At 69.3% G+C, this 12,865-nt stretch carries 8 protein-coding genes; 2 read left to right on the top strand and 6 right to left on the bottom strand.

Features of this window, described 5'->3' with window-relative positions; genetic code table 11:
* Positions 1–1,400 precede the first annotated feature (1,400 nt).
* Both HCK04_RS41485 and HCK04_RS30425 read right to left on the bottom strand, forming a co-directional pair.
* Entirely contained in the window at positions 1,401–3,116 is a 1,716-nt protein-coding gene (locus HCK04_RS41485) for a hypothetical protein (RefSeq protein ID WP_205830898.1), read from the bottom strand.
* A 472-nt stretch (positions 3,117–3,588) separates the two neighbouring features.
* Positions 3,589–4,113: a MarR family transcriptional regulator gene (locus HCK04_RS30425; RefSeq protein ID WP_142650793.1), complete on the bottom strand. Its 525-nt coding sequence runs from the start codon at positions 4,111–4,113 to the stop codon at positions 3,589–3,591.
* A gap of 84 nt (positions 4,114–4,197) precedes the next feature.
* Here HCK04_RS30425 and HCK04_RS30420 point away from each other — a divergent pair, with 84 nt between their 5' ends.
* Both HCK04_RS30420 and HCK04_RS43835 read left to right on the top strand, forming a co-directional pair.
* Complete coding sequence (locus tag HCK04_RS30420) at positions 4,198–4,956, top strand: trans-aconitate 2-methyltransferase (RefSeq protein WP_185949063.1); 759 nt, start codon at positions 4,198–4,200, stop codon at positions 4,954–4,956.
* Positions 4,957–5,092: 136 nt separating this feature from the next.
* Positions 5,093–6,649 carry a CYTH and CHAD domain-containing protein gene (locus tag HCK04_RS43835; RefSeq protein ID WP_142650792.1) on the top strand — a complete coding sequence of 519 codons (1,557 nt, stop codon included), beginning with the start codon at positions 5,093–5,095 and terminating at the stop codon, positions 6,647–6,649.
* A 4-nt stretch (positions 6,650–6,653) separates the two neighbouring features.
* On the opposite strand, the gene HCK04_RS30410 is transcribed toward HCK04_RS43835, so the two are convergent.
* The 4 genes from HCK04_RS30410 to HCK04_RS30395 form a co-directional block, all read right to left on the bottom strand.
* Positions 6,654–7,556 (bottom strand): NUDIX hydrolase, encoded by a 903-nt coding sequence (locus tag HCK04_RS30410; RefSeq protein WP_240971943.1) that lies wholly within the window; start codon positions 7,554–7,556, stop codon positions 6,654–6,656.
* 31 nt (positions 7,557–7,587) lie between these two features.
* A complete protein-coding gene (locus tag HCK04_RS30405; protein WP_142650791.1) occupies positions 7,588–9,684 on the bottom strand; it encodes an RNA degradosome polyphosphate kinase in 2,097 nt (698 codons plus the stop codon).
* A gap of 547 nt (positions 9,685–10,231) precedes the next feature.
* Positions 10,232–11,248 carry a TetR/AcrR family transcriptional regulator gene (locus HCK04_RS30400; RefSeq protein ID WP_142650805.1) on the bottom strand — a complete coding sequence of 339 codons (1,017 nt, stop codon included), beginning with the start codon at positions 11,246–11,248 and terminating at the stop codon, positions 10,232–10,234.
* A 352-nt stretch (positions 11,249–11,600) separates the two neighbouring features.
* A complete protein-coding gene (locus HCK04_RS30395) occupies positions 11,601–12,539 on the bottom strand; it encodes an acyl-CoA desaturase (protein ID WP_142650790.1) in 939 nt (312 codons plus the stop codon).
* Between the last annotated feature and the right edge of the window lie 326 nt (positions 12,540–12,865).

Here is a 12,865-nt window from a genome sequence, read left to right as displayed (position 1 = left end):
CTATAGGACCAATTGGAGTGACGTAAGTGGAATTGATCGCTTCGCGCATTGCCTCCAACTTCGTGCCTTCAGTCGCTTCCTGAACGGAAGCTGAAAACGAGCTGATCGCGGGCTGTGTGGAAGGATTACGGTCACGTTCCGCGCCAGGTCGGTCACGGCTCAATGTGACGTAAATCACAGGTTTGAGTGAAACCGGATGGCCGGGAAATTGCGTCAGAGTGTGCCCGTTCGCCTGGACCTTGGTCCGTGTGGCCGACCGGAGGACGCGGCTTGATGATCAAGGAGATGTGCGAAGGAGCACGTAGATCCCCGGATGGCCGCGACGCGGCCCTCCCTGGACCGCTGGAGCGGGCCTTGGCCGGCTCCGGTTCCCCTGCGCTGGAAGGCTGCCGAGAGGTGGCCGCCGCGGTGCGGCGATGGCCTTCCTGAAGGCTTCCTGGGAACTCTCGCCGAGGGGGGTTACCATCCGGTAAGCCAGCTAATCGGATGACCGATATCCACTGGGCACTCTAAGCCGCCGAATCGAGCCGTTCAGGGCTCGGCTGGAGCTTTCTCGGGAACGCCGTACGGCTCGCGATGCGCATTATCTGAATGGCAGAGTGGGTTTTCCGGGCGGAGTATCACTGTCATCGCACAGTTTGCGGGCGCGATTCCGGCGGTGATTGAACGCCCGTCGCCGAGAGGGCGAAGCGGGGGCGTCGTTCGTGCTCGGAGGCCAGTGGGTCGGTAGCGTTCGCGCAGGTAGATCGATGTTTTGTCGGCGTTCGGCTCGTCTGGGAGAGCTGTCTGTGACGGCTTGCCGTGCCCCTCGAATCGGCGCGAGACCGCGGATGCGAGAGCCGCTCGAAGGCTTTCATGCCCGCGATGCGGTGCTCTTGGTAAGTTGGCGGCGAGGCTTAGTGAAGCAGGTGCGAGTAGCTTTCCGCTCGCTTTCCTGGTGGTCTGCCGCAGATGATTTCCTCATTGCGATTTACCAGTCTGTCAGTGATCATTGTCCTGATCATTTTTGACTCCTCGTGGCCCGGCCGTCCTTTGTTCGTGTGCTTTTCTCCGGGGTCGTGCCGACGAAGTCGCGAAGGGGTCATGGGCCCGAGGAAGCGGATTCCCTAATGCCGCTGTGCGGGGAAAGTCCGTCGAACTCCGACATGGTCGATCAAGCCGGGGAGGCCGGGAACGGGCCTGAGAGGCCGTACGGGCGGCCGGCGTGGCGGTGCGAACAGGGCGGCCGCCCGCGCTCGTCACCCATCGGGGAGGGGCTGCCCTGACCAGGCACAAGGCGCCAGGCACACGGCAACGGGCGTGAGGCGACCGGCGCGAGCCGGCTGGCGAGAGGCGGCAGACAAAAGGAAAGGGCCCGGCTGCGAACAGCCGGGCCCTCCTGGACGTCAGGAGTCGGAGACTCAGACGATCTTGCCGGACCAGTTGGCCGCGGCGGCCTTGTAGACGCCGAGCGTCTCACCGTCGAAGTACGGCGAGATGCTGGTGTCGATGCGGCCGTTGCCGTCGGTGTCGGCGACACCGATGGTCACACCGTTCAGGTAACCGAGCCGCTTGGCGTTGCTGTAGCGGTAGAGCCAGGACGAGCCGATTGCGCCCTCGCCCGTGAAGGAGGACTTGACCCCCACGAGTTCCTCGCCCTTGATGGCCGCGGAGCTCGCCTTGAAGGTCTTGCCGTAGGCCCACTTCTGGGTCTTGCCGGTGAAGGCGTAGTTGCCGTCCGGGTGCGACCCGCTCGGGTAGCCGAACATGAAGATCGAGGTGCCGATCTTCTGGTTGTAGGCCAGGCCCTGACCACCGACGTTGGAGCCGAGGCTGCCGACGTCCTTCAGCGTGATCTTCAGGGTGCCGTGCGGCCGGTGGTCGACGCGGGTCTGCGCCCAGAACGTCCGCGCGTAGTACTTGTACTTCGGGCGGAAGGTGGGCTTGGCCGTCGGCTTGTAGGTGGGAGTCGCGGTGACGGTCGCGGTCGCGGTGACGGTCGCTGTCGCCGTGACCGTGGCGGTCGCGGTCGCGGTCGCTGTGACCGTGACGGTCGGCTGCGGCTTGGGCGGCTTGGGCGGCTCCGGGGGCGTGGGGGGCTTCGGAGGCGTGGGGGGCTTGGGAGGCGTGGGAGGCGCCAAGCGGTTGTTCTCGCCGCTGGGCGCGGCCTTCGGCGTGAGCTGCTTGTCGTCGCTCTTCGGACCCTTGTAGTCGTCGCGGTCCCAGACCTTCTTGCGGAAGTAGAGGGTCTTGCCGTCACGGCTGACGTACGAGTCCGCGTGGCTGTGGTAGGCGAACTCGCCGATCTCGTGGGTCTGGACGCCGGTGCCCTTGGCCCAGGGGCCGTTGCCGGTGAGGTCCTTGCCCCTGTTCAGGGCCTGGAACTGCCGGACGGAGACGGGCGCCACACGCCAATCGCTCTTGCCGTGGTCACGTCCGCCGCGGTGCTTGCCGTCGTGGTCGTAGCGGCCGCTGTGGCCCTTGCCGCGGTGGTCGTCGTGCTTGTCGTAGCGCACGTCCGTGACCTGGACGCCGTTGTAGACCGTGACGAACGCGTAGTCGCGGTCGCCGTCCTCGTACACGCTGTAGTCGTAGTGCGTGTAAGCGGTCTTACCGACGTAGATGCCCCAGGGGGTCTTGCCCTCGTAGTAGCCGGGGATGAAGACCCACTTGTCCAGAGTCGTGGCGTTGGACTTGGTGTCGTAGACGCAGTGACCCGCGGTCGCCACCAGGTTCTTGTACTGCGACTGCACGGCGGTCGCCGAGCACCAGTGCGGCCTGCCGTCGGCGCCGATGAAGAACACCTTGCCGGTGGTCTTCGGCAGGTTCACGTTCTTGAGGCTGCCGCTGGCGGCCTTCTGGTCGCCGCTCGACCCGACAACGCCGGCCTTGGTGTCGGCGGAAGCCCCGCCGGTCGACACGTGCTTGGCCGAGATCTTGGTCTCCACGCCGTACGGCGTGGCGTTGATCAGGTTGGCCCGCGCCTGACCGAACCAGAACGCCGCGACCTGCTGAGCGGCGAGGTTGGTCTTGGCGAGGTTGACGGACGGGATGGAGTCGGCGTGAGCCGGGGCAGCGATCGCCGCGGAGGCCAGCAGGCCGGCCGCGACCCCGCCCAGAGCGAGAGTGCGTTTCAAGAGGATCTCCCTGGTCTGTCGTGAGGCGTCACTCGCGCCCCATACGTCAGTGAAGGAACGGTCGGAAGTTATAACGAGAAACCCTCTGAAACCAGGAATTTCGGGTTTCCTCTCCGCGCCCGGAGAGTCTCCGCTCCGGCGTGGTGGCCGCGTCGTCATGGCGGCGCGGACCCCGTCTCCGCTGATCACAGACCTTTCGGTCGCCTCGGGCCTCGCCCGGTGCTGGACCGATCCAAGGAAGGTGTGTGACGTAAATCACACGGATATGCATCATATCGATGCCGGTTGGACATGAGTCAATAGCGGGCTGGCGTGCGTTCGAGGTGCCGCCAAAAGCGCCAAAAGTGACAAACGTCAAAGAAGGCATGTTTTACCCCGGACGGGAACGTTTGTCGGTGTCAACCCCCCGGGGTCCGGCCGGCTTCCGCCTCCATCGGACGGCCGGGCCGGGGGCGGCGACGGCTCCGCCGGATCAGTGGGCGGACGCGTCGGAGGTGTCGAAGGGGATCAGAAGCGTGCGCAGCAGGGCGGCGAGTGCCTTCTGTTCGTGCTGGTCGAGACCTGCGAGGAGTTCGCGTTCGCGGCGCAGCAGGTCGGCGAAGGCCGCGTCCACACGGTGCATCCCGGCGGGGGTCAGCCGCACCAGCACGCCGCGCCGGTCCTCCGGGTCCGGGCGCCGGGTGACGAGCCCTCCGGCGGCCAGCCTGTCGATGCGGTTGGTCATCGTGCCGGAGGTCACCAGGGTGGCGCGAAGCAGTGCGCCCGGGCTCAGCTCGTACGGTTCCCCCGCACGGCGCAGGGCCGTCAGCACGTCGAACTCCCACGACTCCATGTCGTGCGACGCGAAGGCCGCGCGGCGCTCGCGTTCCAGGTGCCGGCTCAGCCGGGAGACCCGGCTCAGCACTTCGAGAGGCGTCACGTCCAGGTCCGGGCGCTCCTGTCTCCAGGCCGCGACCAGCCGGTCCACTTCGTCCTCGACGGGCCTCGAGAAGGTCATGGGCCGAGTCTAGCTTCTCTTGACATCGAGATATCTCCCGCGATATCGATTTATCTCGATGTCAAGATAATGGAGGTGCGTGGCATGGGTGCGGACATCTGGGATCCGGTGGTCTACGAGCGGTACGCGGCCGAGCGCGGCCGCCCCTTCCACGAGCTCGTGGCCCGGGTGGGCGCCAAGTCGCCCGAGTATGTGGTCGATCTCGGCTGCGGCACCGGGGAGCTCACCGCGACCCTGTGCGACCGATGGCCCGGCGCTCGGGTGCACGGCGTCGACTCCTCGCCCGCGATGATCGCCAAGGCGCCGCCCGGGCCGACGTTCGAGGTTGTCGACGTCCGGGAGTGGCAGCCGCCCCGCCCGGTCGACGTGATCGTCTCGAACGCGCTCCTGCAGTGGGTGCCGGAACACCCCGACCTGCTGCGCCGGTGGAGGAGTCACCTGACCGAGGACGGCTGGCTCGCCTTCCAGGTGCCCGGCAACTTCGACGCGCCGAGTCACGCCGTCGTGCGCGAGCTGTGCCGTACGACCTGGCGGGAGGAGCTGGGCGACGTGCCGCGGGACGCGCCGGTCCGGGAGCCGGCCGACTACGTGGACCTGCTCGCCGATCTCGGCTTCACCGTGGACGCGTGGGAGACGACCTACATCCACGTGCTGCCGGGGGAGGACGCCGTGCTGAACTGGATCAAGGGCACCGCCCTGCGGCCCATGCTCGACCGGCTGCCGCCCGAGCGCCACGCCGACTTCCTCGCCGACTGCGCCCGCGGCCTGCGCGCCGTCTATCCCCCCAGGCCGTACGGCACGCTGTTCCCGTTCCGGCGGATCTTCGTCGTCGCGCACCTGTGAGTGGGCGCGCGCCCGAACGGGCCGGTTGACCGCGCCGCGGCCATGAATGCGTGGAGCCGGCGCGCCCGTGGTGAGCGGAACGTACTGTTCACCTTGGGGGGCATATGACCGTAAACCGGGGCATTCGGGGGGAACGGTGGCGTTGGAGATCGAGGACAAGTTCGACGTTCCGGAGGGTTTCGCCCTGCCCGACCTCAGCGGCGTGCCGGGGTGCGAGGGGGTGTCCGAGCCGCTCTCCCACCGCCTGACCGCGGTCTATTTCGACACCCCCGATCTGCGGCTGGCGGCTCGCGGCGTCACTCTGCGCAGGCGGCGCGGCGGGGACGACGAGGGCTGGCACCTCAAGCTGCCCAAGGCCAAGGGAGCCCGCCAGGAGATCACCCGGCCGCTCACCCGCAGCGCCAAGGTGGTGCCCGCCGAGCTGGCGAGCCTCGTCCTCGCGTACACGCGGGGCGCCCCGCTCGCGCCGGTGGCCCGGCTGGAGACCCGCCGCAGCATCACCCGGCTGCTCGGCCCCGGTGGCGCAGGCGGCTCGGGCAGCATGGGCGGCGAGGGCAGCGCGGACGGCACAGGCGGCGCGGGTGGCACCGGGGGCACGGGTGGCACGGGTGGCACGGAGAGCACGGTCCTTGTGGAGATCGCCGACGACCGCGTGAAGGGCACCGTGCTCGGGGACGAGCCGGTGGTGCGGCGCTGGCGCGAGGTCGAGGCCGAGCTCAAGGAGGGCGATCGCGGCCTCCTTGAGAAGGTCGCCAAGCGGCTGCGCAAGGCCGGCGCCACTCCCGCGGACAGCGCGAGCAAACTCGCCCGCGTCCTGGGAGACCGCATCCCCGCGCCGCCGCCGAGGATCCGGCCCGAGCCCGGTTCGGTCGGCGAGGTCGTCGTCGCCTACCTCCGCGCCCACGCCGACGCGCTGATCGCGCAGGACCCGCACGTGCGGCTGGCCGAGGAGGACGCCGTCCACAAGGCCAGGGTCGCCGGCCGCCGCCTGCGCAGCGCGCTCAAGGCGTTCAAACGGATCGTCGCCGGCACCGAGGATCTCCAGGAGGAGCTCAGGTGGCTCGGCGAGGTGCTCGGCGAGGCGCGTGACCTGGAGGTCATCAGGGCGCGCTTCGCCGGCCGGCTCGACGGCCTCGATCCCCGCTTCGTCACCGCCGACGCGCGCCGCAGGCTGGGCGACGACCTGCAGGCCAGGGAACACGAGGCGTACGAGCGGATCCGGGGCGTGCTCAGCGAGAGCCGTTATTTCGCGCTGCTCGACGCCCTCGACGCGCTGGCCGCCGACCCGCCGCTGACGGCCGCGGCGGCCAAGAACGCGGACAAGGCGCTGCCGAAGATCGTGGACAGGAACTGGCGGCGGGTGACCGACGCCTACGAAGCGGCGCGGCGCATGGAGGAGGGCGCGGAGCGGGAGGCGGCCATGCACGACGTGCGCAAGGCCGCCAAGCGCGCCAGATATACGGCGGAGGCCGCCGGCATGTCCGGCGCGGCCGAGCGCGCCAAGGAGGTGCAGGAGGTGCTCGGACGGCACCAGGACGGTGTCGTCGCCCAGGGCGTGCTGCTGGAGGAGGCGGAAAGGGCCCGCCGGGCCGGGGAGGACACTTTCACCTACGGCGTGCTCGTGGGCATCGAGAGCGCCGAGGCGGCCCGGGCCCACGATGAGTTCCCCGTCGTCTGGTCCCGCCTCGCCTGAGGGTTCAGGTCGTATAACGCTCCAGGCTGACAACGCGGGCGGGGCCGGGGTCGGTGGCGCCCGGGTGCATGGCGCGGTGGAGGACGGCGAAGCCGCCCTTGGGGAGAGTGTGATCGGCGGTCCGCACGCCGCGCAGCGCCTGGCCCGCCATGCCCAGCAGCTCGGGCAGGACCTTGCCGTGGCTGCACACCACCGCCGCCTCGGGCGCGGCCAGCAGCTCGCGCATCAGCCGTTCCGCCTTGCGGGGGTCGTATCCGCTCTCCGACAGCGCCGTCTCCTCCCGCACCTCCAGCCCGTGCCGCTCGGCGTACGGCATGAGCGTCTGCGTGCAGCGCCTGCTGTGCGAGCTGACCAGCACGGCCGGACGGTAGCCCCCCAGCACCGTGGCCAGCACCTCGGCCTGAGCGCGCCCGCGCTCGTCCAGTGGCCGCAGGTCGTCGTCGCCCTTCCACTCCTGCCGGGAGCCCGCCAGCGCGTGCCGCACGAGGATCAGCGGCGTGGTCGGCAGGGGAGCGGCACCGGCGGCGCGCAGCAGGCCGCGGTCCCACCTGTGGGTCAGGCGCCGCTGCGCCTCCTCGATCGGCAGCCACACCACCTCATCGACCTCGTCGCCGTCGGCCGCGACCCGGTCGTCGAGAGCATGGGCGAGCCAGTAGTCCACCCGCTTGAGCCGGTCGCCGTGCATGTAGTGCACGGGCGGCAGCGCACGGCCGAGCACGACCTCCAGGCCGGTCTCCTCCCGCACCTCGCGCAGGGCCCCGGCGATCACGTGCTCGCCGCGCTTGAGCTTCCCCTTGGGGAGGCTCCAGTCGCCGTACGCCGGGCGGTGCACGAGAGCGACCTCCGGGTCGTCCTCGTCACCCCGCCAGACGACGGCCCCGGCCGCCCTGATCATGCCCATGGCCATGTCACCGACCCCGCCCCCGGCCGTCGATCCGTCAGTCCGCCACGTCGTCCACGGTCCGCCAGCGCCGTCCGGCGATCAGATGGTGCTGGAGATCGACCTCGCCCCGGTGACGCAGCCACTTGCCGTCGGAGTGCAGCGTCCAGGCCGTGGTGGTGTCGCGGAACGCCAGGTCGAGCAGATCGGACAGATACCGGCGCTGCTGCGGGCTGGCGACCTTGACCAGCGCCTCGACCCGCCGGTCGAGGTTGCGGCGCATCAGGTCGGCGCTGCCGATCCAGATCTCCGGCCGCCGCCCCCCGCCGAACTCGTAGATCCGTGAGTGTTCGAGGAAACGGCCGAGCACGCTGCGTACGCGGATGTTCTCCGACAGGCCGGGCACACCGGGACGCAGGGTGCAGATGCCACGGACCCACAGGTCCACCGGCACCCCCGCCTGCGAGGCGCGATACAACGCGTCGATGATCGGCTCGTCCACGATCGAGTTCGTCTTGATCCGGATCCGGGCCGGGCGGCCCGCGGTGCGATGGGCGATCTCCTGCTCGATCCGGGCGAGCAGGCCCTGGCGCAGCGAGTTGGGCGCGACCAGCAGCCGGCGATACTCCGACTGGCGGGAGTATCCGGTCAGGTGGATGAACAGGTCGGTGACGTCCTCGCCCACCTGCGGATCCGCCGTCAGCAGGCCGAAGTCCTCATACTGCCGGGCCGTCTTGGGGTTGTAGTTGCCGGTGCCGATGTGGCAGTAGCGCCGCAGCTCGCCGCCCGCCTCCTGGCGGACGACCATGGCCAGCTTGCAGTGCGTCTTGAGGCCGAGCACGCCGTAGACCACGTGGCACCCGGCCGTCTCCAGCTTGCGCGCCCAGGAGATGTTCGCGTGCTCGTCGAACCTCGCCTTGATCTCCACCACGACCACGACCTGCTTGCCCGCCTCGGCCGCGTCGATCAGCGCGTCCACGATGGGCGAGTCGCCGCTGGTGCGATAGAGGGTCTGCTTGATCGCCAGCACGTCCGGATCTGCCGCCGCCTCCTCCACGAACCGCTGCACGCTGGTCGCGAACGAGTCGTACGGGTGATGGACGAGGATGTCGCGCTCGCGCAGCACGGTGAACAGGTCGTCCTCGGCGCTGATCGCCTCCGCCGGGACGAACGGCCGGTAGTGCAGCTCCGGGCGGTCGAGGTCGGCGATGGCGTGCAGCCCGGTCAAGTCGAGCGGCCCGGGCAGCCGGTAGATCTCGTTGTCGGACACGCCGAGCTCGTCCACGAGCAGTTCCAGCACCTGCGGGGTGATGGTGTCCTCGACCTCCAGCCGTACGGGCGGCCCGAACCGGCGGCGCAACAGCTCCCGCTCCAGCGCCTTCATGAGGTTCTCGGTGACGTCCTCGTCGACCTCCAGGTCCTCGTTCCTGGTCACCCGGAAGACATGGTGCTGCACGATCTGCATGCCCTTGAACAGCTCGCCCAGGTGGGCAGCGATCACGTCCTCAAGCGGGACGAACCGGTTCGGCGAGGCGGTCACGAACCGGGGGAGCTGCGAGGGGACCTTCACCCGCGCGAACACCGTGTGGCCGTTCTCCGGGTTCCGCACGGTCACGGCCAGATTCAGCGAAAGACCCGAGATGTACGGGAACGGGTGGGCGGGATCGACGGCCAGCGGCGTCAGGACCGGCCGGATCCGCTCACGGAAGAGCTTGCGCAGCGCCGTCCGCTCGTCCCGTGCGAGGTCTTCCCAGCGGACGATCGCGATGCCCTGCTCGGCGAGCTCCGGGCAGATGAGCTCGTGGAAGACCGCCGCGTGCCTGCGCGCCAGGTCGTCGGCGACCGTCGCTATCCGCGACAGCGCCTCGCTCGGCTTCAGCCCGCCCGTCGTCCGCAGCAGCAGGCCGGTGGCCATCCGCCGTCTGAGCCCGGCCACCCGTACGCGGAAGAACTCGTCCAGGTTGCTCGCGAAGATGGCGAGGAACCTGACGCGTTCGAGCAGCGGCACCGAGGAGTCCTCCGCCAGCTCCAGGACGCGTTCGTTGAACTGGAGCCAGCTCTCTTCACGGTTGAGGAACCGATCGTTGGGCAGCGGCGTCTGCGCGGGGAGGTCGGCCTCCTCCGGCTCGCGGGCGGGGGAGCTTTGGGCGGACATATAACGAAATATGCCCCAACTCGTTGAACAGAACGTTAACTGAACCGCAACGAAAGCGTCAGACCGCTCTGTCAGGCCACTCTGTCAGACCGCGCTCTTCCCGATCTCCACGCTTCACCCGTCACCGGCGACCGCCGCGCGCTCCCCGCGTGCGCTGTCTGTGCGTCCCACGCGCTTCCTGTGCGTCCCGCGCGCTCTCGCGCTTCCAGGGCAGGGCCTCCCGCGCGCTCTCGCGCTTCCAGGGCAGGGCCTCCCGCGCGCTGCCTGTGCGTCGCACGCGCTTCCCCGCGCGCGCCCTCCGCCTCCCGCGTGATGCCGGCGTGCCTCTCTCGTCGGCGGGGACCGCCCGCGAGCCGCGCTCCCACGGCATCGCAGATCACCCTGAGCGGGTCGCCGGACCTCCCCCGAGCGGGTTGCGGGATCACCCTGAGCGGGTCGCCGGACCTCCCCCGAGCGGGTTGCGGGATCACCCTGAGCGGGTCGCCGGACCGTGCTGAGCGGCTTTTCGCGCTGTAGCGGCGCCCGCCGGCGAGCCGCCGGCGGGCGGTCAGCTCTCGCCGTGCTGCTGCCGTTCGAGTTCCTTGGCCCGTTCGCGCTGTTCGCGTTCCTTGGCCTTCTCCAGCTCGCGCTGGCGGCGTTCGAGTTGCTTGGCGCGTTCGCGCTGTTCGCGTTCGCGCGCTTTCTCCTGCTCGCGGCGGAGCTTTTCCTGCTCCTTCAATTGCCGTTCGAGTTCCTTGGCCCGTTCGCGCTGTTCGCGTTCCTTGGCCTTCTCCAGCTCGCGCTGCTGGCGTTCGAGTTGCTTGGCGCGTTCGCGCTGTTCGCGTTCGCGTGCCTTCTCCTGCTCGCGGCGGAGCTTTTCCTGCTCCTTCGACTCGCGCTCGGCGGGTCTCGCCGTACGGGTCTCCGCGGAGGGGGACAGGACCAGGCCGCGCGTCGCGGCGGTGAGCATGGGATTGGCGTCGAGGCCGGTCAGGCCGTTCCAGGACAGGTTCACCAGGTGAGCGGCGACCTCCTCGCGGCGCGGCTTGCGCACTTCGAGCCACCACTGCCCGGTGAGGGCGGTCATCCCCACGAGCATCTGGGCGTACATCGGCGCGAGCTTGGGGTCGTAGCCGCGCTCCTTGAACTCGTCCGCCAGCACGTCCTCCACCTGGCTGGCGATGTCGCTGATCAGGCTGGCGAAGGTGCCCGTGCCCGAGGCGGCGTGGGAGTCGCGGACCAGGATGCGGAATCCCTCGCTGCTCTCCTCGATGTACTGGAGGAGGGCGAGTGCGGCGCGCTCCAGCTTGATGCGGGCATGCGAGGCCGACAGGGCCTGGGTGACCAGGCTGAGCAGGCGCTGCATCTCCCGGTCGATGACGACGGCGTAGATGCCCTCCTTGCCGCCGAAGTGCTCGTACACCACGGGCTTGGACACCTTGGCGCTGGCCGCGATCTCCTCGACCGAGGTGCCGTCGAAGCCCTTGTCCGCGAACAGGGCACGGCCGACCTGGATCAGCTGCTCGCGCCGTTCCGCGCCGGTCATGCGTCTTCGGGATCGGGAGGACTCGCTCACGGGTTCCATCATGGCGGGTGCGGCGGCTCGAACTCGGTTCGGACCGGTTCGCGATTGTTTGGTGGAAGTGGCCGGACGCGCCGGTACGACCACCGCGGAGGCGGAGGCCGTACGAGTGCCGGCGGCGGCCGATGCCGAACGGGCCGGTGCCTGACGGGCAGATGCCGAACGGGCCGACGTTGAACGGGTCGACGTTGAACGGGTCGACGTCGAACGGGCAGGGGCCTGCCGGGCGGGTGTCGGGAGGGCGGGTGTGGCCTGCGCCGCCGGAGAAGAGGGTGCGGATGCGGGGGACGTCGGTGTGAGGGACAGGGCCGCCGCGTTACGCGGAGCGGCCCTGCCGTCACCGCTGACTGAGTCGTCAGGCAATGCGCTTCGCCGCCAGCCGCTCGGGGGTCGGCCAGCGCACGTCGTAGGCCCATCCGGCCTTCTCGAACCAGCGGATCAGGCCCGCGCTGAGGTCGATCTGGCCCTTCAGCGCGCCGTGCCGGGCGCAGGTGGGGTCGGAGTGGTGCAGGTTGTGCCACGACTCGCCGAACGACGGGATGGCCAGCCACCACACGTTGCGGGACTTGTCGCGCGACTCGAACACCTCCTCGCCGAACACGTGGCAGATGGAGTTGATCGACCAGGTCACGTGGTGCAGCAGCCCGATCCGGATCAGCGTGCCCCAGAAGAACGCGGTGAGCGCGCCCTGCCACGACCAGGTGATGAGGCCGCCAAGGACCGGCGGGAGCAGCAGGGAGGTGATCGCCAACGTCGGGAACCACCGGTGCAGCTTCATGATGTCCGGGTCCTTGAGCAGGTCCGGGGCGTACTTGGCGCGGTTGACGCGCTCGACCTCGAAGAGCCAGCCCACGTGCGCGTACAGCAGGCCCTTGCACATCGACTTGAAGCCGGGCCCGAACCGCCACGGCGAGTGCGGGTCGCCCTCCTTGTCGGAGAACTTGTGGTGCTTACGGTGGGCGGCTACCCAGTCCACCACCGACATCTCAAGCGACAGGCTGCCGGCGATCCCGAGCGCGATCTTCAAAGGCCGGTTGGCCTTGAACGAGCCGTGGGTGAAATAGCGGTGGAACCCGACCGTGACCCCCAAGCCGGACACGATGTAGAAGGCGGCGGCGATCGCGACATCGGTCCAGCCCAGGCCCCATCCCCAGGCGAACGGCACGGCGGCGATGACCGCGAGGATCGGAAGGCCGACGACGAGTCCGAAGACGACCAGATCGGCTTTGCTCTTGCCTTCCGGCTCGAACTCCGGCTTCGGCTGTGGGGAGGGACGTTCGGTCAGGACGGTCATGGGCTACCTCACGAGATGGGGAAGAATGTCTGGCTACGGAACCGTAACCTACGCCATCGTAAGTTAGGAATCCCTAAGAGCGAATGTGTGGAAGGTGACGCTCCGGGCCGCAACTGGTGGCGAATCCACGTCTTGCGTCAACGGTCGGCCATCTGGTAGTGCCTCGTGCTCACATCCGGCCGCGTCGCCGATGCCGCGGCGTCCACGGCGATCTGCCCGCTATGCCCTCTCGATAACATCCCCGGCCGTCGTGCTCGGCATCATGCGCGGTCCCGCCGGACGGGGCGACGCGGTGCCGCTGCCGGGCCGCGGCGGCGAGGCGGACC

This window comes from Microbispora sp. CL1-1 (assembly GCF_012034195.1).
In the GTDB taxonomy this organism is placed as follows: Bacteria; Actinomycetota; Actinomycetes; order Streptosporangiales; family Streptosporangiaceae; genus Microbispora.
The sequence above is the reverse complement of the archived record's forward strand: the minus strand, read 5'-3'. Positions and strand labels throughout refer to the sequence as shown.